General features: G+C 52.8%; 21 protein-coding genes. 10 read left to right on the top strand and 11 right to left on the bottom strand.

Translation table 11 applies throughout. From position 1 onward, the window contains the following. Window positions 1-53 precede the first annotated feature (53 nt). Window positions 54-2,162, bottom strand: coding sequence for a prolyl oligopeptidase family serine peptidase (locus LX66_RS13650; RefSeq protein WP_244620394.1), 2,109 nt, complete (start codon window positions 2,160-2,162; stop codon window positions 54-56). Between the two features lie 262 nt (window positions 2,163-2,424). On the opposite strand from LX66_RS13650, the gene pfkA reads away from it, so the two are divergent. From pfkA to LX66_RS13615, 7 genes are all read left to right on the top strand, one after another. After that, the gene (pfkA, locus tag LX66_RS13645; RefSeq protein WP_145714376.1) at window positions 2,425-3,405 is read left to right on the top strand and encodes a 6-phosphofructokinase; all 981 of its coding nucleotides are present in this window, start codon (window positions 2,425-2,427) and stop codon (window positions 3,403-3,405) included. 10 nt (window positions 3,406-3,415) lie between these two features. Further along, entirely contained in the window at window positions 3,416-4,912 is a 1,497-nt protein-coding gene (gene pyk, locus LX66_RS13640) for a pyruvate kinase (RefSeq protein WP_145714374.1), read from the top strand. A 303-nt stretch (window positions 4,913-5,215) separates the two neighbouring features. After that, window positions 5,216-6,136: a helix-turn-helix domain-containing protein gene (locus tag LX66_RS13635; protein ID WP_158642632.1), complete on the top strand. Its 921-nt coding sequence runs from the start codon at window positions 5,216-5,218 to the stop codon at window positions 6,134-6,136. Between the two features lie 78 nt (window positions 6,137-6,214). Next, entirely contained in the window at window positions 6,215-7,576 is a 1,362-nt protein-coding gene (locus LX66_RS13630; RefSeq protein WP_145714370.1) for an NAD-dependent succinate-semialdehyde dehydrogenase, read from the top strand. A 159-nt stretch (window positions 7,577-7,735) separates the two neighbouring features. Next, window positions 7,736-8,665, top strand: a complete 930-nt coding sequence (gene coaA, locus LX66_RS13625) for a type I pantothenate kinase (protein ID WP_211366212.1) — start codon at window positions 7,736-7,738, stop codon at window positions 8,663-8,665. Between the two features lie 147 nt (window positions 8,666-8,812). Beyond that, entirely contained in the window at window positions 8,813-9,391 is a 579-nt protein-coding gene (locus LX66_RS13620; protein WP_145714363.1) for a Crp/Fnr family transcriptional regulator, read from the top strand. A 77-nt stretch (window positions 9,392-9,468) separates the two neighbouring features. Continuing rightward, entirely contained in the window at window positions 9,469-9,921 is a 453-nt protein-coding gene (locus LX66_RS13615) for a DoxX family protein (protein WP_145714360.1), read from the top strand. Between the two features lie 64 nt (window positions 9,922-9,985). Here LX66_RS13615 and tssD read toward each other — a convergent pair whose 3' ends face one another. From tssD to LX66_RS13590, 5 genes are all read right to left on the bottom strand, one after another. Beyond that, on the bottom strand, window positions 9,986-10,372 hold the full coding sequence (gene tssD, locus LX66_RS13610) for a type VI secretion system tube protein TssD (RefSeq protein WP_145714358.1): 387 nt from the start codon (window positions 10,370-10,372) through the stop codon (window positions 9,986-9,988). 179 nt (window positions 10,373-10,551) lie between these two features. Continuing rightward, window positions 10,552-11,073 carry a type VI secretion system TssO gene (gene tssO / locus LX66_RS13605; protein ID WP_145714355.1) on the bottom strand — a complete coding sequence of 174 codons (522 nt, stop codon included), beginning with the start codon at window positions 11,071-11,073 and terminating at the stop codon, window positions 10,552-10,554. Window positions 11,074-11,128: 55 nt separating this feature from the next. Next, window positions 11,129-12,304, bottom strand: a complete 1,176-nt coding sequence (locus LX66_RS13600) for a hypothetical protein (protein ID WP_145714353.1) — start codon at window positions 12,302-12,304, stop codon at window positions 11,129-11,131. A gap of 11 nt (window positions 12,305-12,315) precedes the next feature. After that, the gene (locus LX66_RS13595; protein ID WP_145714350.1) at window positions 12,316-13,170 is read right to left on the bottom strand and encodes a TssN family type VI secretion system protein; all 855 of its coding nucleotides are present in this window, start codon (window positions 13,168-13,170) and stop codon (window positions 12,316-12,318) included. 13 nt (window positions 13,171-13,183) lie between these two features. Continuing rightward, window positions 13,184-14,137, bottom strand: a complete 954-nt coding sequence (locus LX66_RS13590; RefSeq protein ID WP_145714347.1) for a type VI secretion system baseplate subunit TssG — start codon at window positions 14,135-14,137, stop codon at window positions 13,184-13,186. 217 nt (window positions 14,138-14,354) lie between these two features. Between LX66_RS13590 and LX66_RS13585 the strand changes: the two genes are divergently transcribed. Genes LX66_RS13585 through LX66_RS13575 form a run of 3 tightly spaced genes read left to right on the top strand, consistent with a single transcriptional unit; the run spans window position 14,355 to window position 17,740 of the window. Next, window positions 14,355-15,440, top strand: a complete 1,086-nt coding sequence (locus LX66_RS13585) for a PKD domain-containing protein (RefSeq protein WP_158642631.1) — start codon at window positions 14,355-14,357, stop codon at window positions 15,438-15,440. Window positions 15,441-15,470: 30 nt separating this feature from the next. Then, entirely contained in the window at window positions 15,471-15,902 is a 432-nt protein-coding gene (locus tag LX66_RS13580) for a GPW/gp25 family protein (RefSeq protein WP_145714341.1), read from the top strand. A gap of 11 nt (window positions 15,903-15,913) precedes the next feature. Then, complete coding sequence (locus tag LX66_RS13575) at window positions 15,914-17,740, top strand: type VI secretion system baseplate subunit TssF (RefSeq protein WP_145714339.1); 1,827 nt, start codon at window positions 15,914-15,916, stop codon at window positions 17,738-17,740. A 5-nt stretch (window positions 17,741-17,745) separates the two neighbouring features. Here LX66_RS13575 and LX66_RS13570 read toward each other — a convergent pair whose 3' ends face one another. From LX66_RS13570 to LX66_RS13550, 5 genes are all read right to left on the bottom strand, one after another. Then, window positions 17,746-18,771 carry a transglycosylase SLT domain-containing protein gene (locus LX66_RS13570; protein WP_145714336.1) on the bottom strand — a complete coding sequence of 342 codons (1,026 nt, stop codon included), beginning with the start codon at window positions 18,769-18,771 and terminating at the stop codon, window positions 17,746-17,748. A gap of 6 nt (window positions 18,772-18,777) precedes the next feature. Continuing rightward, the gene (locus tag LX66_RS13565) at window positions 18,778-19,683 is read right to left on the bottom strand and encodes a hypothetical protein (protein WP_158642630.1); all 906 of its coding nucleotides are present in this window, start codon (window positions 19,681-19,683) and stop codon (window positions 18,778-18,780) included. Window positions 19,684-19,744: 61 nt separating this feature from the next. Further along, complete coding sequence (locus LX66_RS13560; RefSeq protein WP_145714330.1) at window positions 19,745-21,124, bottom strand: DUF5458 family protein; 1,380 nt, start codon at window positions 21,122-21,124, stop codon at window positions 19,745-19,747. Between the two features lie 137 nt (window positions 21,125-21,261). Further along, window positions 21,262-21,708, bottom strand: coding sequence for a hypothetical protein (locus tag LX66_RS13555; protein ID WP_145714328.1), 447 nt, complete (start codon window positions 21,706-21,708; stop codon window positions 21,262-21,264). A 178-nt stretch (window positions 21,709-21,886) separates the two neighbouring features. Further along, the gene (locus tag LX66_RS13550) at window positions 21,887-24,355 is read right to left on the bottom strand and encodes an AAA family ATPase (protein ID WP_145714325.1); all 2,469 of its coding nucleotides are present in this window, start codon (window positions 24,353-24,355) and stop codon (window positions 21,887-21,889) included. Window positions 24,356-24,424 lie beyond the last annotated feature (69 nt).

Below are 24,424 nucleotides of genomic sequence, written 5' to 3'. Positions count from 1 at the left end.
TTATTAAATTTACGAAGAATCATCAAAAGTGAAAGGTGATCACCTTTCACCCTTCACTTTTCCGCAAACGTCATTCCCAGGTTATACATAGTAAACGCCCATACGTCCGCGGCCTCCTCTATCTGTTTGGAAGTAGGCTTGCCGGCGCCATGCCCTGCCTGGGTCTCAATGCGTATCAGCACCGGGTTAGGGCCTGCCTGGCAGGCTTGCAGGGTGGCGGCGAACTTGAAGGAATGCGCCGGCACCACGCGGTCGTCGTGGTCGGCCGTGGTCACCAGCGTAGCCGGGTATGCCGTGCCCGGCCGCAGGTTATGCAGGGGAGAATATTTGATAAGATAGCGGAATTGCTCCGGGTTGTCGCTGCTGCCGTACTCTACAGCCCAGGCCCAGCCAATGGTGAACTGCTGGTAGCGCAGCATATCCATTACGCCTACCGCCGGCAGCGCTACCTTGAATAACTCCGGCCGCTGGGTCATGCAGGCGCCCACCAGCAAGCCGCCATTGGAGCCACCCCGGATGGCTATACGCGACGGCTGCGTATACTTTTCCTGTACCAGGTATTCTGCAGCGCTGATGAAATCGTCGAACACGTTCTGCTTCTTATCCAGCATGCCCGCCTTGTGCCAGGCTTCCCCATACTCGCTGCCGCCGCGCAGGTTTACTACCGCGTAGATGCCGCCCTGCTCCATAAAGAACAGGTTGGACACGTTGAAGCTGGGGGTGAGCGGGATATTGAAGCCGCCGTACCCATACAGCAGCACCGGGTTATTGCCATCCGGCTGCATACCTTTCTTATAAGAAAGGAACATGGGCACCCGGGTGCCATCCTTGCTGTTAAAGAACACCTGCCGGGTCTCGTAATCATCGGGGTTGAACTGTACCGCCGGGCGGCTGTACAGGGAGGAGCGGCCGGTGGCTACATCGTATTTGTATATGGTGCCGGGCGTGGTAAAAGAGGTGAAGGAATAAAACAACACCCTGTCATCCCTCCTGCCCCTGAAATCACTTACGGAGCCGATGCCGGGCAGTTCCACCGCCTGCGCCACGGCTTCCCCTGTCCCGTCAAAATGATCGTAACGGTACATGCGCTCGGAGGCATCCTGCAGGTAGGTCACAAACAGTTTGCCGCCTGCTGTTACGGCGTTGATCAGCACCTCCGGCTTTTCCGGCACAATGGTTTGCCAGTGCGCCTGTTCCGGCTGTGCCGGGTCTATCAGCACGATCTTATAATTAGGCGCTCCATGATTGGTGCGCACCAGCAGCCGGCCGCCTACGTTATCGATCACATCCGGCTCGTACTCAAAACCTTTGATGAGCAGCTTGAAATCCTGCTGGCCTGCATCCTGCAGGTCGCGGTAGCGGATCTCCCGGCCGGAGGTGCCTTCCGAGGTGCTGAGCACCAGGAAGCGCTCATCTTCCGTAACGCCCACATGCGCATTGCGCAGCGGGTGCTCCCTGTCCACGTACACCAGCTCGTCCTGCTCCTGGGGCGTGCCCAAGCGGTGGTAGTACACTTTATGGAACTCATTCTTTTTGGACAGCTTTTTTGTTTCATCGGGCGCGTCATAACGGCTGTAATAGAACCCGTTGCCCCGCCAGGAAAGGCCGCTGAACTTGATCCAGTTCAACTTGTCCGGCAGCAGCGATCTGGTAGCCAGGTCCATCACAAAAGCCTGCTGCCAGTCGGAGCCGGCGATTGCCAGCAGGTAGGCGGCATATTTGTGGTCCTTTGAAAAGCTGATGGAGCTGAGGGCCGTGGTACCGCTGGCAGAAAGGCGGTTAGGGTCCAGGAACACTTCCGGCTCCCCCTCCAGCCCCTTTTGCCGGTATAGCACAGCCTGGTTTTGCAGGCCGTCGTTCTTATAAAAATAATAGTAGTCCCCTTCCCGGAACGGCGCCCCGGTTTTCGGGTAGTTCCACAGGACGGACAGGCGCTTTTCAATATCCTCCCGGAAAGGGATCTTTGACAGGTAGGACCGGGTCACCGCGTTCTGCTCCTGTACCCAGGCGGCGGTAGCTGCGCTGTGATCGTCTTCCAGCCAGCGGTACGGGTCCCGTACCTGAACGCCATGATAATCATCTGTTGAATCTGTCTGCCGCGTAACCGGGTACTCAATGCCGGACGCCTGCTGTGCCATTGCACTGCCTGTTAATATACTCATACACAATATCAGGATTGGTCTATAAACCATTTTTAACATATCTGAGGTTTTTATAAAAATTTCCTGCTTTACTTAATGAAAATTGAAAATTTAGGTTATTTCGTCACACATCTGTTAGGAAACAAAATCCAAAATGTTATTTTTGTGCGCCCTTTCGGTGTTTTTTTAACAAATCAGTATAACACCGGGAAGATAAATATTATATCCTGAATGAAACGGGCGCAAGCACTTTTTCGCACAGGAAAATTACAGATATTAACGAATGAAAAAAGTGAACAACATTGCGGTACTTACTTCTGGCGGGGACGCTCCAGGTATGAATGCAGCCGTCCGGGCAGTCGTAAGAACAGGTATTTATCATCAGTTGAATGTGTATGGCGTCATGTACGGCTACCGGGGAATGCTGAAGAACGAGATCCTGCCGATGGAATCCAAGTCAGTGGCCAACATCATACAACGTGGGGGCACCATCCTGAAAACCGCCCGGTGCAAGGAGTTCTACGAACCCGCCGGACGGAAAAAAGCCTACGAGAACCTGAAAAAGCACAATATTGACGGCCTGGTGGTAATTGGTGGCGACGGATCTTTCAAGGGCGCCCAGAAATTCTCCGAAGAGTTCGATATTCCCTGCATAGGACTGCCCGGCACCATTGATAAGGACATTGCCGGCACCGACTTCACCATCGGTTTTGATACTGCGGTAAATACCGCCATAGAAGCGATCGATAAGATACGCGATACCGCCGACGCCCACGACCGCCTCTTTATTATAGAGGTAATGGGACGGGATGCCGGTTACATTGCGCTGCACAGCGGTATTGCCACTGGTGCGGAACATATTATGATGCCCGAGCACAAATCCGATGTAGACGACATCATTGCCGACCTGCAGGCCAACGAACGCCGGCGCAAGCTGGTAAACCTGATCGTGGTGGCGGAAGGGCACGAGACCGGCGGCGCCAATGGAGTGGCGGAAATGATCAAGCATCAGTTGCCCAATGCAGATACCCGGGTATGTATCCTGGGCCATATACAGCGGGGCGGCTCCCCTACCTGCCAGGACCGTATCCTGGCCAGCCGTATGGGCTATGCCGCCGTAAACGCCCTGCTGGAAGGCACCCACAACGTAATGGTAGGTATTGTGAACGACAGGATCCACTATACACCGCTGGATCATGCGTGCAAGGCCAAACAGGAAATGGACCCGGAATGGGTTAAGATGTGTAAAATTCTAGCGAGCTAAAAATAAGCGTATGAGTACAAAGGATTTATCCAAATATTACTACAAGCAGATGGATCACCTGGCATCCAGGGAGCATTCCAACCACAAGACGAAAATTGTTGCCACGGTAGGCCCTGCTTGTGATACCTATGAAAAATTGCTGGCGCTGGTGCAGGCCGGTGTGAATGTGTTCCGCCTGAACTTTTCTCACGGCACGCACGAAGACAAGCTGCGCATTATAACTTACATTCGCCAGATCAATCAAACAGAGCCTTACAACGTGGCCATCCTGGCCGACCTGCAGGGCCCGAAGCTGCGCGTGGGCGAAATTGAGAACAATGCCCTGCCCCTGAAAGCAGGCGACCTGCTCACTTTCGTGAATGAGAAGGTAGTAGGCACCAGGGAAAGGATCTACGTGTCTTACGAGAACCTGCACCGCGACATTAAACCCGGCCAGAAGATACTGCTGGACGACGGCAAGATAGAGACCGTGGTAAAGGAAGTGACCGCTGCCGGCGAGATCAAGGCGGAGGTAACCCTGCCGGGCGTACTGTCGTCCAAAAAAGGCTTTAACCTGCCGGATACCAAGGTGTCCCTGCCGGCCCTGACCGAAAAAGACCTGGTAGACCTGGAGTTCATCATCGACCAGGAATGCGACTGGGTGGCCCTCTCCTTTGTGCGCAACGTAAAAGACCTGACAGATCTGCGCAAGAAGCTGCAGGAGCGTAATTCCAAGATCAAGATCATTTCCAAGATAGAAAAGCCGGAAGCTATCCAGAACCTGAAGGAGATCATCTGGGAAAGCGATGGCGTGATGATCGCCCGCGGCGATCTGGGCGTGGAGCTGCCCGTAGAGCAGATACCCATGATCCAAAAGGACATTATCCGCAAATGTATCCACCGCGCCAAGCCCGTGATCGTGGCTACGCAGATGATGGAAAGCATGATAGACCGCACCCGCCCCAACCGCAGCGAGATCACGGACGTGGCCAACGCTGTGCTGGAAGGCGCCGACGCGGTGATGCTGAGCGGGGAGACCGCCACCGGTCAGTTCCCCGTACTGGTGATACAGACCATGAAAAAGATCATTGGCGAGGTGGAGAAGGAAGATATCATTTACAACCGTAACCTGATACCGCACCGCCACTCCTCCACTTTCCTGAGCGATGCGCTTTGCTACAACGCCTGTAAAATAGCGGAAGACCTGGATGCGGATGCCCTCATCGGCATGACCCAGAGCGGCTATACCGGCTTTATGCTGAGCAGCTACCGCCCGCGCTCTCCCCTGTACATATTCACGAAGGAAAGATCGCTGGTAAACCAGTTGAGCCTGAGCTGGGGCGTACGCGCTTTCTACTACGCGGAAGAGGAAAGCCTGGACGATATCGTGTTTGACCAGATCAACATCCTCAAGGAAAGAGGCTTCATCAAGGGCGGCGATGTGGTGGTAAACACCGGCAGCACACCGGTAAAAGAGCACCTGCCCACCAACATGCTGAAGATCACCCGCGTGGCAGAGGAAAAGTAACGACGCGATTAATATAATATAGGAACAGGAGAAACGGCGCAAGCTGTTTCTCCTTTTTTTTTGTGCCTGAAAATTTTCTGCGTTAACTGGTGATTAACTGTTCATTGGAAATTAAAGTGTCAATTTGCAATAGATATCGGTTAACCAGTATATAAACAAAAATATATACAATTAGATGTTAACTCGAGATTGTCATGACTAAAACCAACCAGAACAATGTTATTTCTCTCTCGAAACGGGCAAGCTCCTGTAAAGCTAAAGAAAGGCACTCCAACCGGATTTGAGCAGTACCAGATCCATGGAATGAAAAAGTTTTATTATGAACAGGAGCATCATACCACCTTTTCACAGTGTATGGATGTTCCCGGCTGCAGGATATGGTGGCATGCGATCAAGGTACGTAGTGAAAAGACCGCTATCAGCGCTACCGCTACTCAAACCGGGCTGCGGTTAAATTTCACGCTGGGCCTACTCGATGCCGATGCAGCGCTAAACAAGCGCGAGCTGGTGAAGTTAAAATCGGCTGGCATAGACCTGTTTTATGTATACCGGGGTGGCCACGACGCGGAATTACCAGCAGGCACGCATATCTTCTTCCACCTGGATATTTCCAAGGACCTGTTTGTATTAATGCAGCAAAATCCGGCATTCAGCTCACTGTCAAGAGCCGTTAAGCACACTGTAAAAAAGGGCAATGGCCATATCAACTCCCGGCCCGTGCCCATCAACCTCTATTGCGCCACCTTGATTGAAGACATTCGCCAGCATACCTATGAGGGCTTTGCAGCCAAAGTATACCTCAATACAAAAGTATGGTCACTGCTGCAGTACTTTGCCCGGCATTTTGCAGGCACGCCTGCGCCATCCGGCACAAACAGGCTGACACCCCAGGATGTGCTGGATATCGACACATTGAAAGCCCACCTCAAACAGCATATGAGCCAGCCATTCTCCCTTGAAAAACTGTGCGCCGCGCTAAACCTGCGCCATCCACAGTTGCAGGCGCAGCGTTTCAAACAACTGCACGATATCTCGCTGCATGCATTCTACCGTCGCTTCCGCATGGAAGAAGCCTTCAACAGGGTGACCAGGAGCGGGTTCAAGATATCATTCATCTCGGAAAAACTTGGCTACAAAAGCGCGGCCGCCTTTTCCCGGGCCTTCCGCCAACATTTTGGCTACAGCCCTGCCGCACTCCGGGAAGCAACAAGAGGTACAAGCTGACAACTTCACCCACCGGTCCTCCAGAAAAAGTTTCCCCTTCTGCCATATACCCTTAAATTTGAGGCTTAAAAATAGCCTATGGGTACCTTTAAAAGCGTATACCCGTACACACAGGAGACCATTGCCGAGTACGCAGCGCATACAAATGAGGAGATAGAAAGGAAACTGGCGGCAGGCCATGCTGCCCACCGGCATCTGGCGCAGCTACCGCTGCAGCAGCGTGCCGACGGGATGTTGCGCGCAGCCGCCCTCCTGAGGCAAAACGCTACGGAGCACGCTACCATCATTACCCGCGAAATGGGAAAAACCCTGAAGGAAGCCAAAGCGGAAGTGCTGAAATGCGCCGCCAGCGCAGAATATTATGCCCGGAACATTGCAGGCATGCTGCAGCCCAAACCCCTGCAGTCGGATGCTGTGAAAAGCTATGTATCCTACGAGCCCAAAGGTATCATACTGGCCATTATGCCCTGGAACTACCCGTACTGGCAGGTGTTCCGCTTTGCCATTCCCAACCTGCTGGCGGGCAATGCCGGCCTGCTGAAGCATGCCAGCAACGTGAGCGGCTGCGCCCTGGCCATAGAAAAGCTGTTCCTGGAAGCCGGCTTCCCTGAAGGCGCATTCCAGGCCGTGCTCGTATCGTCCCAAAATATAGAGCCCATTATAGCAGATATGCGCGTGCAGGGCGTGACCCTTACCGGCAGTACGCCGGCGGGCATGAGCGTGGCCCAGCTTGCCGGTAAATACATCAAGAAAACCGTGCTGGAGCTGGGCGGCAGCGATCCCTTCATTGTGCTGAAAGACGCAGACCTGGACCAGGCGGCGGCCATAGCCGTAAAGGGCCGGATGCAGAATGCCGGCCAGTCCTGCATCGCCGCCAAGCGCTGGATCGTGGAAAGCCCGGTAGCTGCGGAATTTACATCGAAGGTAACGGCCATCCTGCAGCACATGCAGCAGGGCGATCCCTTTAACAATGACACCGGCATGGGACCCATGGCCCGCCCGGACCTGGCGGAAGAACTGGACCGGCAACTACGGCAAACCCAGCAACAGGGAGCCACCCTGCTGCTGGGCGGACAGCACGAAGGCTGTAACTTTGCGCCTACCCTGGTAAGCGGCGTGCAACCCGGTATGACGGCTTTTGAGGAAGAGACCTTCGGCCCCCTGGCCACCATCATTACCGCGCAGGACGAACAACAGGCCATACAACTGGCCAACCAGACACCCTTTGGACTGGGCGCCGCCCTGTGGACCCGGGACACGGAAAAGGCCGCGCGCCTGGCCACCCGGATAGAAAGCGGCAACGTGTTTATCAACGACCTGGTGCATTCAGATGCCCGCCTGCCCTTTGGCGGCGTGAAGCAGTCCGGCTACGGCAGGGAGCTTTCCACCGAGGGCGCGCATGAATTCCTGAATATTAAAACCGTCTATATCAAAAAATAGGAAGGAAGAAGCAGGAGGCAGGAAGTAGGAAATATGAGCAGGGTGCCTTAACTTCATGCCTCAAATTTTATACATCATACATCTTATATCTTATTTCATACATCATATTTTTCAGTCATCAAACATCCTACTTCATACATCTTACATCATACCAAACCAGTGCACTACTCGCCGTATATCACCATCAGCAGGGAAGAATGGGCCAAACGAAGAGACGATGCCGTACTGCATTTCGAGAACGACCTGTACAAGCTGCAGGGGCTGAATGAACCATTAACATCCGAAGAGATCCTGCAGGTATACCTGCCGCTGGCCAGGTTGCTGAACCTGCACGTCAGCGCCGCGCAGCAACTGCATGCCACCACCAGCCGTTTCCTGGATAATCACGCGCATAAAGTCCCTTACATTATCGGTATTGCCGGCAGCGTGGCCGTGGGGAAAAGCACCACCGCGCGCGTGCTGCAACGCCTGCTCTCCGCCTACCCCAACCACCCGCGGGTAGACCTGGTTACAACAGACGGGTTCCTGTACCCCAACCGGGTGCTGGAACAAAAAGGCCTGATGAACCGCAAAGGCTTCCCGGAAAGCTACGACATCCGGCGGCTGATACAGTTCCTGGCCAATGTAAAATCCGGCATGGAAAAAGTTGCCGCCCCCATCTACTCCCACCTGGAATATGATGTGATGCCGGAAGAGCTGCAGTGGATCGCATCACCGGACATTGTGATCGTGGAAGGTATTAACGTGCTGCAGGTAAGGGCGCGCAAACAGCGGGAGCCGGCTGTATTCGTGTCCGATTTCTTTGACTTTTCCATTTATGTGCACGCGGAAGAAAAGAACCTGCGGGAATGGTATATCACGCGTTTTGAATCCCTGCGAAGCACCGCTTTCCAGGACCCGCACTCCTACTTTCACCGCTATGCCCACCTGTCTGATGAAGAAACCGTAGCAATGGCCACCCGGATATGGAACGAGATCAACCGGCCCAACCTGGAACAGAATATTGAGCCCACCCGTTACCGGGCCAGCCTCATACTGGAAAAAGGCAGCCATCATTTCGTACAGTCGATACAGTTAAGGAAAACCTGAAAGGAGAATGTAAAATCTTAAATGTAAAATTTCAAATGTAAAAGTAGGCAGTCATGTACATTAAGGCAGCAAAGTTACGTTGAACCACATCCACTAACTTTTACATTTTACATTTAGTATTTTACATTTAGCATCCTTATATAAGTTATGTCCGACACTTCCTTATTACAGCAAAAGCTCCTGCAACTGGACCCTGCCTATGCGGAGGGCTGGCCTCATTTTGAGCCGCTGCTGCACGAGGTAAGCTTTGAAGCGGGCGCCTACCTGGCTGCCGCCGGGCGCATCGCCAATGCCATTTATTTTATCAGCGCCGGTATCGTAAGAGTGTTTGCCAAACAGCAGGACAAAGAATATTCCCTGGATTTTGCTTTTCCCGGCATGTTCAGCACCGCCTATACCTCCTTCATATTACAATCGCCCTCGGAAGTGAACCTGCAGGCCATTACGCCGGTGAGCGGCCTCGCATTCTATTATGACGACCTGCAGCAACTGTACCGTGCCCACCACGGGGCGGAGAAAATGGGCCGCCTTATAGCGGAACAGCAATACCTGCGCAAATACCGCCGGGAACTATCCTTCCTGCAACACACCGCACAGGAGCGCTACCTGCAATTGCTGGAACAGCACCCGGAAGTGGTGCAGCACATACCCGTTAAGCATATCGCCTCTTACCTGGGCATTGAGCCGGAAAGCCTTAGCAGGATCCGGAAGCAACTGCGCCGCTAGTGCAGAAACTAACAAATGTTAGGCCGGCATACCCCTTCCGTAACGGATATTTGCAGGGTAAATAAAACAACTGAACGATGGCTTTTCTTTCCGGATTACTTTCCATTGGCGGACTCCTGCTGTTAGCCGGGTATCTTTTCCGTATTCCCTACCTGCAGCAACTGCAAACAGATGCACGTATAGCCGCCGCTGTTATGTTCATTCTTATCGGGGTCATGCACCTGGTCAAACCATACAAGCTCACTTATATGATCGAAGGGATACTGCCTTATACGTATGCGCTGGTTATGATCAGCGGTGTACTGGAAATACTGCTGGGCATCGGGCTCTGCTTTCCTGCCACGCGCGTATACGCCGGCTGGGGACTGATCCTGCTGCTGGTGCTGATGTTCCCGGCCAACATTCATGTAGCGGTAAAGCAGTTGCCCGCGCCGGGCGGCCTGCCTGCAGCGCCCTGGTACACCTGGAGCAGGCTGGCGTTCCAGCCGGTGTACATATTATGGGTATGGTGGGCAGCAGTGACCGCATAAAAAAAGTTCCGCTGCCAACAGACAGCGGAACTTTATAAATGTGTGCGCTACTGGCAATTCACGATCACACCCATTGATTAATGTGGGTGCCACTGCCGGAGCTGACCTCCCGCGCAGAGATAGTGAAAGTAATGGTCATCGGGTCCGGGTTGTCTGCATGGAAGCTTTCTTCAAACTTCACGAGATACCCTTCCTTAAAGTTTACCGTTTTCAGTTTGGAATCGGAATCCCTTTTGTAGAATGTGATGGAACCATCTTTTCTTTCAAAGTTGTTTACCATCCATTCAAAGAGATCGGTTTCTCCTGTAGATTCTACAGTTAAACGGATACGGCCGCCACGGGTTACAGATGAAGGACGCCCGGTGGCATCTACCTCCTGGGTGAGGTCGTAGCTGCAATTTTTAACTACGTACTTCTTGCCAGCTACTTCTAATTCTGATTTGAAGGACATGGGTTAAATGTTTAAGGTTACCAAATAAAAAAATACCAAGAAGAAATAATAATAAGTATGCACCAAATTTAGCAGTTAATGGGCAGGTAACCAACGGGCTTAGGGGGCTCAATGATAATTTAACAAATAGAATTTATACTAATTTTTAAAAACGGTAATGTATCCTGTAATATTCATCCCTACCTTCCCGGCGTACTGCTGGAAAGCCGTTTGTAGTAGTCCAGTTGGTTTTCCGCCTGGTTCAACTGGCCGGTGAGATCCTGCACCTTTTCTTTCAGCTCCGCGATGCTTTTCTGTGCGTCCTGCAGGTTGCGCAACTGCTGTTTGCTTTGCAGCAATGACAAGCCTACCTGTACATAATTGTCATACAGGTTATAATGGGTCACCACGTCTTTGGGAATGGCATGGTGCATGTTGGACAGGCGTTTCGCAATTTCCTGGTCCATATAGATGGCATTCTGGTTGGGCATGTTGATAGAGTCCAGGTTCACTTTTATCTTTTCCGCATCCTGCAGGAAAGAAGCCTGGAATGCCTGCTCCTTGCGGAATGTGTTCAGCTCCTTCCTGAGCTCGGCATTTTCCTTTACCGGCACCTGGTAGTTAAAGAATACGGCCAGTACAAAGAGGCCTACTGTTACTACGAAAAATAACAGGAACCATAAGAAGGCAGTTGTTCTTTCCTGTCTGTTCAATACTTTCATTACAATTAATAATTAAAAATTAGGAATCAATAATATCCGTATAACCATACTATTATTAATCGGTAAAGAACCATCTTTTTGTTTTGTGCTTGCGCAGGTATTCGCTGTCCTCCGGCGATTCCTCTTTCACAAAAATGCCGCTGTCTGTTTTCCGGCCGATGTAGTCCAAACGGCTGAGGCTGTCAAACAGCTTGTTCACAGCGCGTACAAAGGGCACCATGGGCTGCAGGCATTCCCGTACATCCATATGTTTATAACGGATGTTGGCGCAGTTCACCATCAGCGCTTCCAGCTCTCCCTGTTTCAGCTCGCACCATTCACTGAAGTAATTCAGCAGTTCCTCCTTGCCTGCGCTGGCGCGCTGGTCAATAGCATTCTTCATCACCCGGGCCAGGCCGGCTATCACTTCCAGCATGGCGGCCGGCGTTTGATAGAGTCCCAGCCAGCGGAACTGCGATATACGCGCACCCAGGTACTGCACAATCCTTTCCGTGATGTACAGCACCACCTGCGCCAGGTCATTGTCCTGCCTGCGGGCGTATACTTTCTGCACAATGTGCACGCCGTACAGCTCCATCTGCCCCAGGAACTGGTCCAGCTCCTGGTGCAGGTCCGTTAATGCCGGGTGTGCTGCGGCCATGGTGCAGGGAGGAATGTATTCATCGTCGAGCTGCGGGCGGCCATCCTTTACGCTGATCCTTCCCAGTATCATCTGGTAGCTGCCAAGCTGGCCCTGCGGCAGTTGGGAAGCCGGTGTTACATACAGGGAATATTCCGGCGTGGCAAAGGGCAGCCGGGGCGGATCTTCCTGCAGCAGCGGCTCACCGCTGGGCTGCCGGCTGAAAGGGTTTACCTGTATCAATATATAGAACGTTGCTTCTGCATGTGCAGGGTCCCAGTTATATACCGCCTCCGGGAAAGTAGTGGCATACTTGAGGGAATGCACGGTATGCTCAGGTATCTCTATACGGCCGCCGCCGGGCGTTACCGCACGGCACTCCGTAAGCTTGATGCGCCACTGGTGCTGGTTGTCCGTTACAAACCAGCAACGCAGGGATTCCTTCTGTTCCGCTTTGGGCGGCAGCAGGCCGTAGTTCTGCGCATGCAGTCCTACGGAAATGGCATCCCGTATCTGGTCCAGCATGGCATTTTCGGTATCCACGAAATGCTGCTTCCTGATCTTCATGCCATCCACCCAGTTAACGGGAAAATATTTTAAAGGCTCTGCCATAAAAACAATGTTTAGCTGACGGTTACTCTGTTACAAATGATCACGCTGTTCTCCTGTATGCCATTCATGAACACCGGTTTTTCAGGGTCCAGTGTCCTGGCGCCGGTAAACCAGCGTGGCTTCCGGTGGAACACCCATCCATAGGGCTGTCCGTTGGCATCCACGTAGTCGATCGGGGTATTGGGATAACGGTCGTTATAGTCATTGATAAAGTGATAGAACAGGTCTCCCAGGTCCATTTTAATGGGTGTTCTGGCCCTGAAATAAATACGGTTGTTGTCATTGGCTTTTTTCTCCAGCTCAAACCCGATCACGATCAGGTCGCGCATCTCGTCCTCGTTCACCTCCGGCGCTTCGTTATACAGCGGGTACTGCCACCACTTGTGCACTTTGACCGGTATGGCCATCATCCGCTCAAAGGTCTTGTATGCAAAGGTGGGCAGCACAAAGGAGAACATGGAGGTGAGCATGGGGTAATACAGGTAGCTGCCTTTGGACAACCAGTGATGTATAAGCACGGATACCGCCCCGCCAAACAGCCAGATAGCCACGATAAAGGCCAGCTCGGAGCCCAGCGTTTTCTCATTGGCCCAAAACCGCGTGTACATAAAGTGGCAATGCACAATGCCCAGCCCCAGGAACCATATCATATAAAACACATACTGGCTCATCAGGTTCTGGTGGGTGAACAGGTATGGCAGGGAAGCCACCACGCCAAATACCAGCGCCATGTAAAAAAGATACCACAGCGCTTTCTTTTTGTAAAGGGCAAAGTTCCGGATGAAACGGCTCAGCAGGGCTACAGTGATAGAGCCGATGGCCACCATCGCCGCTACTACAAAATATATCTTAGCTTTCAGTAACATACCAATAAATGTTCTACAAGAATAAGTTATAGCCCACTATTCCTTCCTTAGGGTTTTCGTCTGCTACAACGGCGCCCTTTTCCGCCGGGTGGGGCTCCAGGATCGTCTCCACGTCCACATCGGCGGGCAGCATGAAATCATAACAGGTGGTCAACAACTGTCCGTAAGGCTGCCAGGGCAGATAGTCGTATATACGCCGCCGTTGCAGCGGGCCTATCGTTACTTTCATCACCGGCATGTCCGTATAAAAATCCTCACCGGCCAGGGTATCCTCGCCTAGGCTACATTCTCCCAGCGGCATGCTGTTGTTGCTTTGCACCCGCTGCGGCGCATACCGGCAAACGATGTCCACCTCTTCTTCCAGGATGGCCTGCAAACAGGATTGCACAAAAGGAATATTGCCTGCGATGCGGTGCATATAAGGCAATAATTTTACCAGCCTGTTCACCGCCGGCCGGGGAAGCCCGCCGGGAATATGCCAGAAAGAGCGGAACAACTGGTCCGCGTCTTTTCCAAATGCATCGAACAACAAATGTTTTTCCCGCCGCTCCAGGAAAACACGTTGCAGGAAAAACTCATGCTCCAGCGGCCGGAAAAACCTGCGCGCCTGTGTTTCCTCCTGCTGCTGCTTTTTATAGCTGGCTACCATCTCCCGCACGGAGCTATGCTGCCGCGGGGAAAATTCATGGAACACACCTTCAGGCAGGCGATCGTACAAACCATCACGGGAAAGCTGCAACGAAATAAAGGGATGGTAGGGTTGCGAGTCGTCCAGCCGCACATGGAGTATATCCCGCGCAAAAGCCCGGCTGAACACGTTCTCCATTTGCACGGTCACCGCGTCCTGCTGAACCTGGTTGTCCAGCAGTTCACCCACTACTACTTCGGCCCGTACATCTTCCTGTAAACTACGGATATGGTCTATCACGTTTTCCAGCACAGCCGCCTTTTGTGCATTATTCGCCATGTAAGCAATTATTTTCCGGTTTTTCACTCGTCATACTTAGTCTTTTTTTATGGTCTCATGGAACCTCGCTTCGGCATACGCCTATGTATGCAAGGTTATCATACTCGGTTTCCTGCGGTTACTGTTGATATGAACAATTGTGTAATATGTTAGTTCATTTCCGGGTTAATCCTCACTCATTATTTTAATGGCAATTTATCTAAAAAATTATTTAAAATTGCAAAAACGTGAAAAACCGATGGCCCCACCTAAATCACCCGACGAGAGAAAAGTGCACTCGGTAAGACCCTTCAGCAGCATCACCAGCCATATCGACCCGATGGTGTTGTACACATTCCTGGCCTTGCTGGTCATCAGTGCCGTTATGCTGGCCTTTAAAGCCGGCACACGCGTGGACTGCAGCAATGTAAGCATTGCCCTGAGCAGCCGGCAGCATGGTGTGAATACCTCCTTCACGGTAGGCGAGGTCATTACTTTTACCTTTAAAGCGGATAATGCCGGCAGCCGGCCCACCGGCTACAGTTGGGATTTTGGAGATTCCAGCGTACAGCAGCAGGGCCCGCAGGTATACCATGCTTTTGCAGAGGCCGGTAGCTATACCGTAACCCTGTATGCAGGCAAATGTAGCTGGCGGCAGGAAGTGCTGGTCAGCAATCCCGCACCTGTAAATGATGCAGCGCCCGTAGCGGATATATTTCCTGTGATCGAAGGACCGGATGAAGCGCTGGCAGGCCGGCCTGTCACCTACCGTAACAGCACGCCGGGCGCCTATAGCTGGGAATGGCGGCTGCAGCAGCCTAATGCGGAAACACACCGGGAATCATCCCATGTATATGTATTCAGCTCCCCGGGCGAAAGGATATTGACGCTGATCGTAAACGGTGACACCAGCCGGATGGTGAAGAAACGCATACAGGTATTCCCTGCGCCGGAAAGCCGCGCCAACGAGCCGTTTGTGCCGCCGCCTTTCCCAACGCCCAGCCCGGAAACCGCCCTTGCCGCGCCGGAACCGGAAAAGCCGAAAGCTCCCGACATCTCTGATGAACAGTTCAGGGTGATGCTGACGCAACTGAACGACAAACAGAAAACGGTACAGGACTTTGCGCCCTACCTCTGCAATAACCTGAACGCGCGCGTGCTGCTGAACGACAAGGAAGTAAAGACCTTCAGCGAGTTTTGCAATGCCATCCGCGGCAAGAAACGCATCAAGATAGAAATGGTGAACCTGATCAAGGAACCGGATGGCTGCGTGAAGGAAATAAGAGTGCGGTATGACAAAAAAGGATTTTTAGGAATTTTTTAAATAAGAAGAAGGAAGTAAGATACAGGAGGTATGAAGCACCAATATTATAAACTTCCGCTTAATCTCTCCCATATCCTGCAAAAAAAGGATATGCCGGTGTGCAGCCTGGAGGAATCCGTGGGGCAGCATATACACCTGCTGATCACGACCGTGCTGGGAGAGAACAAGGATGACCCGGAGTACGGCTGCCAGTTATGGGATACGGACTTTGACATTAAAGCCACCAACAACGAAGTAAAGGAGCAGGTGGAGAACGCAATCAAAACAGCCATCCTACAATATGAGAAAAGGCTGATGCAAGTAAAGGTAAGCGCCCTGGTAAGCCAGGAGGAACTATCCATGCCGCATGGCAGGAAGGTGAAGAAAAAGATCAAAGTAAGCATAAACGGCACCCTGGCCCGGAATAATAATCCCTTCCACTACAGCAGTTATTTTTTTGTAAGCCCGCTGTCGTATGATTAACTGATGAAAGGATGAAAGAAAAAAAAGAACGCATAAAGGACCGCATGCTGAAAACCGCCGCCAGGCTCTGGGGTTACCCGGATGCGGAGGTGGAAACCTCTTTTGATCCTATTGTGCAGTTACTGCTGGAAGCCTGCGCCAGTGAGCTGGAAAAAATATCCGGCGAGGTGGACGTATCCCATGCGCGCCTGGTAGAGCGCCTGGCCCAGATCATGATGCCGGAGCCCATTACCAGCAGCCAGCCCGCCTATGGCATCTTGCATGCCGGCGCCAATGAGCCGGCCACGCATATTACACCCGATCACCAGTTTTACTATAGCAGCAAGGCCGGCCCGCACAGCCACGACCTGTTCTTCAGCCCGCTGGCGCAGCACCGCGTGTTCCGCGGGCAGGTGCGTTACATGGCCATTGGCGGCAAGCTGTTCGAGACCCGCGAGCACTGGTTCAAGGAACAGGTGCTGCAGGGCGCCCTGCCGCCGGATGCACCACCCAACCATTTATGGCTGGGCCTGTCCATGGAGACGCTCCCGGAGGATATGAACGGCCTGTCCTTTTTCTTTGACCTGCGCAACATCCACCAGCAGGAAATGTTCTACTATTACCTGCCGCTGGCCCGCTTTTTTGTGAACGGCACGGAGCTGCCCCTGCAAAGCGGCTATTACCACAGCCGCCAGGGCTACCAGGAAGAGCTGGACGCCATGATGAACCTGGCCTTTGACGCCAATGCCCGCTACAGCCGGGAAGTGCTGCAGCGCTACCGCCGGCATTTCCTGACGGTGAACCAGGCAGTGGCCATGAACGGGCAGGCGCCGGCGCCTGCCGCATTGCAGCAAACCTTCGGAAAGGACTGGCACACCCTGGCGCCCGTAACAGCGTGGGTGCAGGTGGTATTCCCCGAGGCCATCCACCATTCCCTGCTGGAAGACCTGTATTGCAGCATCAACTGCTTCCCGGTGATTAATAAAAAACAGAATGAGCAGTCGCTGAAGCTGAACCGCTACCTGAACATCATCCCCCTGCATACACCCGATATCTTTTTTGACATAAAAAGAGTGTATGACCTGGAAGGTACGGATTATCATGTGCGTAATTTCACCACCGCAGGCGAAATGCAGGAAGGCGAGCTGGTAGTGCGCAGCAGCGGTATCGGGCGCTTTGATACGCGGGAGGCCAAGGAGATCATTGCCTACCTGATAGAAGTGATCCGGGATGAAAGCTCCCTGTTTGAAGAAGTGAAGAACGATTACGTGGCCGGCCGCATGCGGGAGCTGCACCAGCTTATTGCTTCACTGGAAGAGCAGTTGCAGCCGTCCAGCAACAAAGGCAATATTCCTTACCTGATGGTAAAGCCCAGGGAAAATGCGGAGTACCTGTTCATCTCATTCTATACCACCAATGGCGCCGCCGCCAATAACATCCGTATGGGCAGCCGCCTGCAGGAGTATGGCACCGTACAGGTGCAACCCGGCAGCATTACCCTGCTTACCAACACGCAAGGCGGAAAGGACCGCCTGAGCATTGATGAAAAGATCAACCTCTACCGCTACCACCTGCTTACGCACAACCGGATCGTAACACCGGAAGATATTAAGGCTTTGTGCCGGCATATCCTGGGTAAGGAGCTGCAATCCGTGGCCGTTACCAAAGGCGTTACCCTGCTGCCCGGCTCCCATGGTTATGGCCGCAGCATTGACGTGCGCATTATGCTGACCAGGCCGGCAGATACCTATGCCAACGGCAGCTTGAATTACCTGAAAGAAGAATTGCTGATGCAGTTGCAGGAGCACTCCCCCAACCACTATCCTTACCGGATATTTATGAATGATACCCTCGTCTAGCAGGGCTACCCCCCTTTTATGAGCTGCACCGCGGCCCCCTCCTTCAACTGGTCCAGGGGCACGCCCTTTTTACCTTCGCTGTCACACAGCACCAGCGTATCGCCAAAACCCAGGTCCACGTAAATACGGTTGCTCACCAGCCAGCCTTTCCCGGAAATGCGGGTGTTCCTGCTGATGTATACGCCATCGGACTGCAGATCATCCAGCAGTTGGATACTTACCAGTTGGCCGTCCTTAAAGGCGGCGGCCTGCTGCAACCGCGCATTGTAGGTGATGACGGGCGTTTTGTGCAGCCGCCTGCCTACATTGATGCGGATGCTTTTGAAAGCAGCGTCTGATTCAGGAACCGGCGTAGCGGCAAATACGGAGCCATTTACGGCATTTTTATTGAACACGTTGTACCCGAAGCCGGGCAGGTACAGTTCCGGGCTTTCAAACAACTGCTTTACGGCAATGATCTTGTAGATGTACTGCGCCGTTTCGTTGTTCAGCATTAGCTGGTAATAATCATTGCTGCGCTGCCGGCGGATGTTGCGGCTTATATTACCGGCGCCGGCATTATAAGCCGCAGCGGCCAGGGTCCAGGATTGTAGCTGGTCATACAGTTTGCGTATCAGCACGCAGGCGGCCCGGGTGGCTTTCAGCAGGTGGTTGCGCTCATCATAGCTGCTGCCCACTACCAGGCCCAGCTCTGTGGCGGTGGCGGGCATCAGTTGCCATACGCCCTGTGCGCCTACCGGGGAGGTGGCGTTGGTAAAGCCGCTCTCCACTACCGGCAGGTACTTGAAATCTTCCGGGATATCATACTGCCGCAGGATGGGCACGATGAGCGGGAAATATTGTTCGGATTTGGCTTTGAGCAGGGGCAGGAAATTCTCGTGGCGCAGGTGCCATTTGATCACATTCATCAGGCGGTAGGAAACAAAATCCCGCTCCAATGGTACGGCCTCCCCGCAGAAGTCCACCAACTCCTGGGCCCTGGCGGTGCACATGCACAGGCAACAACACCATATCAGGAAGTATTTTACCATACTGGCTTACTGGCTGATCATATATTTGGGCAACGCATTTACCGGGGTATACAGCACCAGTTGCTGTTGCTTGCCGGTATCGTGCCGCAGTACTACTATCACCTCATCGTTGCGTTTAAACGTGCGGCTGGGCACTACAAATACCAGTTGCTGATCGTCCTTTGCAGGAATGGCGGACGGCGCCTTTTTATACAGCACCGGCATGGTGTACAGGCGGTCCTTTTCCTTGCTGTCCTTATACATCATGGTCACTTTAAGCAGGTTGTAGGGCTGCTTTGACCGGTTGCGCACGCGGTAGCAGAAATAAGCCTGCTCATTCAGCAGCATGGCATTGGAAAAACTGAGCGACACGCCGTTGATCTTTGTCTCATACTGGTGGCCGCCTTTCTGCTGCGCGGCAAAGTCGGCCGCGATGCGCCCCACGGTAACGGTATCTACTTCCTCAAATTCGGCAACCGCCTCTTCATTCGATATCACCGCGATCTGTCCGCCGTCACTGCCTTTTACCACTGCCGCTTCTGCGGTGGCTTCCGCACCTTCTTCGGCTCCTGCAGCGCCGGAAAGCGTATACTTGAGCCGGGTCAGGTCCACCTTGTCGCGGTAGGCCAGGATCAGGTAGTGGATGTTACTGCCCTCCCTGACGATCAGGTTGGTGGTTCGGGGCATGGTGGAGGTAGGCCGGATAAACACGAGGTTACCATCTACAATGCGGTAATCATAGTCTGCATTTTTTCCATCGCCTATCTGGAAGGTACTTACCGGGGCGGCGCAACTGATAAGGGTAGCCGCGCCCCTGGTGGTTAGTATGGTATCTATGGATGAGCGTGCCTGCGCCATAGCCGGCCGGCTGCTGAAGGCCAGCATAATGCCCAAACACGCGCCTACTGTCACATGCCCTGTCGTAGCTATCATTCTTTTGAAAATTATTAACACAGGTACGGAATGATGTGCGGATCTGTACATCCGCACATGCTCACTGTTTATCTTGTTCATATTCAGTTTCCCATTCATTCACATCTTCGCCTTTATGCCCTTCCATTTTGATCAGGAAATTTTTGGCAGGGAAATAAGGTTTGAGGTGAATGTCCAGGTGGATACGGTCCTTCTGGATGGGGTCCTGCTCAAAACGGCGGACGTTGAAATCTTCTATCAGTTTATCCGGTCCCGTTATACTGTCCAGGAAGCGGATGATCTGCTTCATCAGGTCGCGGCGGGTGTTGGCGTTGAAGTTCTCGAATGCGCGGCGGTTCAGGAAATCCATCAGCACCTTGGTCACGTAGTCGAACACACGCACTACGGAATAAGTTTGCAGCCCGATGTTATCGCCGTTGAACAGGGTTTTGGCGCTGAAGGCCATTACCTTGCCGTATTCCTTTACCATTGGCACCAGGCCCATTTTCTCCAGGCTGGCGATCTCGCTTTTCTTCAGCTCAAACTTCACGCCGTCCACTTCGTTCATGCCGCCAAATTTTTTACCAGCGGTCACCTGCGACATCAGGGTCTTGTAGATCTTGCCGGCCAGGGCGCCGGAGGGCGGCACGTACAAATGATCCTCCTCTCCTACTTCATCGAACTTGCCGCGGCCCACCAGCCAGTTACAGGCCATGATCACGTTGGAGCGATGGATCTCCCCACCGGTGAGGTTGGCCTGCTCAAACATTTCCATGACGTCGTCCGGCGCATCCAGGTGGGAGAAATCGGTCACCAGCATCACCTTATTTTCGTGCGCTATCTTGGCCCATTTTTCCAGCACCTTGTTGGAGCCCAGGTAACCGGGAATGATCAGCAGGCTGTAATTGCCGCGCAGATCCAGGCGGTCGTAATGCTGCACCAGCTCCTGGTGTATGGCATCAATAAAGCGGGTATTGTCCAGGTCTTTCAACTGGTCCAGCTCTACGTTGATGAACGCCACGTTCTTTATTTTATCAGATTCCGTGTTCTTGAAGAACAGGGCCACGTTGCGGTAAGACTGTTCCAGTTCCCTGGTGGCTTCTACAGCTTCCGCCAGGTTAGTGGACAGCACTTTATCGGCCTGTTCTGCGTGTTCGGTACAGTAATTTACCATGTCCGGCAACTCTGTACTGGCAGACAGTACCTTCTCCCATATCTGGAGGGATTTACGCAGCTTGTCGCGTTCGGATTTTTTATTGGCTTCCGTGAGGAATATATTACGTCTTGCTTTACGGTCGGGATTGAGGTTCTGCGCGCCTTCAATTGACGCTTCCAGCAGGTCAAATCCCCCGAACTTGGCCAGCGCGCCAATGCTTTGCTCAAGGGAAACTTCCTGCTGTTGGGGTGCAGGCTGACCGGCAGTTTGCAGTTCCTCCTGCTGGTTTTTTTGTAACTCTGCCATAAGAATGAAATAATTGTTGCGTGAAAAAAGGTCAATTAATAATGAATAATTAACAATTAATAATCGTAAGGCTAATGTTTCATTGTAACACCAGTGCCGTTTATTATTAATTATTCATTGTTAATTATTAATTTATTCTATTTGGTGTCCAGGTCCTTTAACATTCCTCTCACCGCATTCAGCAGGGCCTGCCTTGCGGCGGGGTCTGCCAGTGCGGTCTTCAGTATCTTGTTTGTCTTCAGGTGCTTCATGATCTTGAGGAACTGTTCTTTTTCCGTGGCCAGGTCATTCAGGAAAGCGCTTTGTGCAGTAATGCCTTTTACCCCGAAATCGCCCAGGTTGTGGAACTGCAGGTTCTCCGGCACGGGCCGGCCATCTGCATCGTGAAAGGTAACGGGTACTGCAGGTTTGTAATTTTCAAAAACATCTTCCACCGAAGTAAGCCCTTGTACGATCTCGGGCTTAACAGGTGTTTGCTGGGTTAACTTTTCAGCAAACAGGGTACGGTTATGAGATATTTCAACAATGGCTTCATTGGCGTCGAGCTTCACTTCGTTTCCACCAATTCCATAATTGTCATTCATAAGAAACGGTTTTAATATTTGCTATGGTTACCTTATTCAAGTTAAACAATTTATTTTAAAGTGAATGGTGAAAGGGAAAAAGGAGAAGGGAGAAAGCTGCGAAAGAAGGAACATCCCCTTTTCCTTTTTCCCTTGTCCCCTTGTCCCCTTCTCCCATTCACTATTGACTATTCACTTTTCACTCGCTCACCTCCCATTTCAATTCTCCCTGTTCGTCGATGTCCAGCATCACCTGCATCTGTTTACGCAGGGTGCCTTCTATGATCATACGTGACAGTGGTTTGCGCAGGCGGCTGCGGATCACCTCCTTCAGCGGGCGGGCGCCGTATTGTGGCGAGTAACCCAATGTGGCCAGTTGCCGCCGCGCGGCATCCGACACCTGGAAAGCGATCTCCTGCTGCTCCAGCATTTGCAGTAAATGCTGCAGGTGAATGTCAAATATCTTTACCACGTTCTCCTGCTGTATAGGCCCAAACGGCACGATCTCCGTGAGACGGCCCAGGAACTCGGGCCGGAAATGGCGGGCCATCACTTCCATCAACTGCTGCGAAGGCGGGATAGCGCCGTCCCGGAAGGACTGCGCGATCATATCGCTGCCGATGTTGGAGGTGAACAGGATGAGCGCGTTGGAAAAATCGCCGGTTTTGCCCAGGCGGTCATGCAGCTTGCCTTCATCCATGATCTGCAGAAAAATATCAAATACGGATGGGTGCGCTTTTTCAATTTCATCGAACAGCACTACCGCGTAGGGCTGCTGCCTTATCTTGTTTACCAACAGTCCGCCTTCTTCATAGCCCACATAGCCGGGCGGAGCGCCATATAACAAGGCGGCGGAATGTTCTTCTTTGAACTCTGACATGTCAAAGCGGATCATGCAGCGCTCGTCCTGGAACAGGAAATCAGCCAGGGATTTTGCCAGCTCCGTTTTGCCGGTGCCGGTAGGGCCCAGGAAGAAAAAGGAGCCGATGGGCTGCCCCGGCCTGCTGAGCCCGGAGCGGGATTCCAGGATGGCCTCCGCCACGGTCTTCAGCGCATGGTCCTGCCCTACTACCCGCTTGCGCAGGTGGTTATCCATATTGACCAGGCGCTCACGCTCCTGCGACTGTATCTTACCCAGCGGTATACCGGTGATCTCTGCAATAATGGTGGCCAGGTCCAGCGCTGTCACTTCATCCTGGTGGGTGGCTGCGAGGGATTGCAGTTGCTGCAACATATCCTGCAGGGTACTGTGCAGCTCCTGCCGGTCCTCTATCCTGAAAATATCTTTTGCAGTATGCAGCCGGCTGGTGAGCAGGGCGCTCAGGCGCTGCATGAGCTGCTGATATAGCCATAGCAATTCCTGGCGGGCATTCTCCTCATGCACATCAATAGCCGCCAACTGCTGCTGCAGTTGTTCCAGCACCTGCGCGCCGGTATCCTGTAAGGTGCGTATAGCTGCCATAGTGCGGTCCAGCAGGTTGATGGCGCTGTCCGGCAGGCAACGCTCTTTGAGATAACGGCGGGACAGGCGGATGGCTTCCAGTATGACTGCAGGAGATGTCTTTAAATGATAATAACTTTCGTAGGCCGGGATCACCGCCTGTATCATCCGCGCCGCCAGTGCTTCATCCGGCTCCGGCAGTGTGATGGTTTCAAAGCAGTGACGCAGCAGGCTGTCCGGCTCTACCAGCTTGCGGAAGCCTTCAGGCGTGCAACTGCCGATCACGATGATCTCGCCTTTACCAAGCGCGGCCTTCAGGATATTGGCAATGCCACCGCTGCCGGAACCTGGTTGTTTGTCCAGCAGGGTGTGCAGGTTATCAATGAATAATATATGACGGCCGCTTTGTTTCAATTGCTGTATGATCTGCAGCAGGCGGTCCTCCAGTTCGTTCTTGTAGGCTGCGCCGGCAATAAAAGCGCCATAGTCCAGCGCATATATATCTGTTTGCTGTAGCAAGAGGGGCACCTGTTTATGCACGATGGCCTGGGCGAGCCCATCCGTTAAAGAAGTTTTGCCAACGCCGCCCTCTCCTATTATTAATATACTGGACCGGCCCTTGCGGGTCAGTATCTCCGTCATCATGCGCACCTCTGCATCGCGCCCTATCATGGCGTGCTTTTCTTCCAGGCGTTGCGGATCTGTCAGGCGAAATACATATTTCAAGGCGGTATTGCCGGCCGTATTGTAGTGCCCGTTAGTAGCCACCGGTTGCTTTGCGCCATTACTATTTTTAGTAAACCGCGTTAATAACTGCTCCCGTGTGAAGGGAAATGTTTTAAGCTGTTCATACGAGAAGCCTACACCGGGTGTGCTTAATGCGATGAGCAGGCACCAGGCATCCGTTGTTTCGAGGTTCTGCTCCTGCCGGATGGCGTCGGCCTCCTGCAATACGGTAGCAGCCTGATCATCCGGGGCCGGTTCGTCGGGCAGCCGGGGTGCTTTGGGAAGGCTGTCCAGCCGCACATCGGCCCATTCTTCCAGGTAATAGATATCCAGGTCCAGGGCCTGTAATGCGGATGCCAGCCCGGTGTCTTTATGCAGGCAGGCTTTGAGCAGGTGCGCGGGTGTATAGCGCGCATGGTGATATTCTTTGGCAATTGCCTGGGCGATACGGATGGCGGCCTGCACTTCAGGCGTATATGTAGAATATGTTGCCAGGGTCATGTGGATGATACACGGTTTTTCCAGCTAATGATTAACGATCAAAATCTTCCTTGCGTGGTCCACGGCCAG

The organism is Chitinophaga japonensis (assembly GCF_007830125.1).
GTDB classification, from domain to species: Bacteria; Bacteroidota; Bacteroidia; order Chitinophagales; family Chitinophagaceae; genus Chitinophaga; species Chitinophaga japonensis.
The sequence above is the reverse complement of the archived record's forward strand: the minus strand, read 5'-3'. Positions and strand labels throughout refer to the sequence as shown.

Bases quoted from the DNA above. Each gene is read 5' to 3' on its own strand.
- LX66_RS13650 (WP_244620394.1), bottom strand. From the start codon at position 2,162: ATGAGTATATTAACAGGCAGTGCAATGGCACAGCAGGCGTCCGGCATT.
- pfkA (WP_145714376.1), top strand. From the start codon at position 2,425: ATGAAAAAAGTGAACAACATTGCGGTACTTACTTCTGGCGGGGACGCT.
- pyk (WP_145714374.1), top strand. From the start codon at position 3,416: ATGAGTACAAAGGATTTATCCAAATATTACTACAAGCAGATGGATCAC.
- LX66_RS13635 (WP_158642632.1), top strand. From the start codon at position 5,216: ATGAAAAAGTTTTATTATGAACAGGAGCATCATACCACCTTTTCACAG.
- LX66_RS13630 (WP_145714370.1), top strand. From the start codon at position 6,215: ATGGGTACCTTTAAAAGCGTATACCCGTACACACAGGAGACCATTGCC.
- LX66_RS13620 (WP_145714363.1), top strand. From the start codon at position 8,813: ATGTCCGACACTTCCTTATTACAGCAAAAGCTCCTGCAACTGGACCCT.
- LX66_RS13615 (WP_145714360.1), top strand. From the start codon at position 9,469: ATGGCTTTTCTTTCCGGATTACTTTCCATTGGCGGACTCCTGCTGTTA.
- tssD (WP_145714358.1), bottom strand. From the start codon at position 10,372: ATGTCCTTCAAATCAGAATTAGAAGTAGCTGGCAAGAAGTACGTAGTT.
- tssO (WP_145714355.1), bottom strand. From the start codon at position 11,073: ATGAAAGTATTGAACAGACAGGAAAGAACAACTGCCTTCTTATGGTTC.
- LX66_RS13600 (WP_145714353.1), bottom strand. From the start codon at position 12,304: ATGGCAGAGCCTTTAAAATATTTTCCCGTTAACTGGGTGGATGGCATG.
- LX66_RS13595 (WP_145714350.1), bottom strand. From the start codon at position 13,170: ATGTTACTGAAAGCTAAGATATATTTTGTAGTAGCGGCGATGGTGGCC.
- LX66_RS13590 (WP_145714347.1), bottom strand. From the start codon at position 14,137: ATGGCGAATAATGCACAAAAGGCGGCTGTGCTGGAAAACGTGATAGAC.
- LX66_RS13580 (WP_145714341.1), top strand. From the start codon at position 15,471: ATGAAGCACCAATATTATAAACTTCCGCTTAATCTCTCCCATATCCTG.
- LX66_RS13575 (WP_145714339.1), top strand. From the start codon at position 15,914: ATGAAAGAAAAAAAAGAACGCATAAAGGACCGCATGCTGAAAACCGCC.
- LX66_RS13570 (WP_145714336.1), bottom strand. From the start codon at position 18,771: ATGGTAAAATACTTCCTGATATGGTGTTGTTGCCTGTGCATGTGCACC.
- LX66_RS13565 (WP_158642630.1), bottom strand. From the start codon at position 19,683: ATGATAGCTACGACAGGGCATGTGACAGTAGGCGCGTGTTTGGGCATT.
- LX66_RS13560 (WP_145714330.1), bottom strand. From the start codon at position 21,124: ATGGCAGAGTTACAAAAAAACCAGCAGGAGGAACTGCAAACTGCCGGT.
- LX66_RS13555 (WP_145714328.1), bottom strand. From the start codon at position 21,708: ATGAATGACAATTATGGAATTGGTGGAAACGAAGTGAAGCTCGACGCC.
- LX66_RS13550 (WP_145714325.1), bottom strand. From the start codon at position 24,355: ATGACCCTGGCAACATATTCTACATATACGCCTGAAGTGCAGGCCGCC.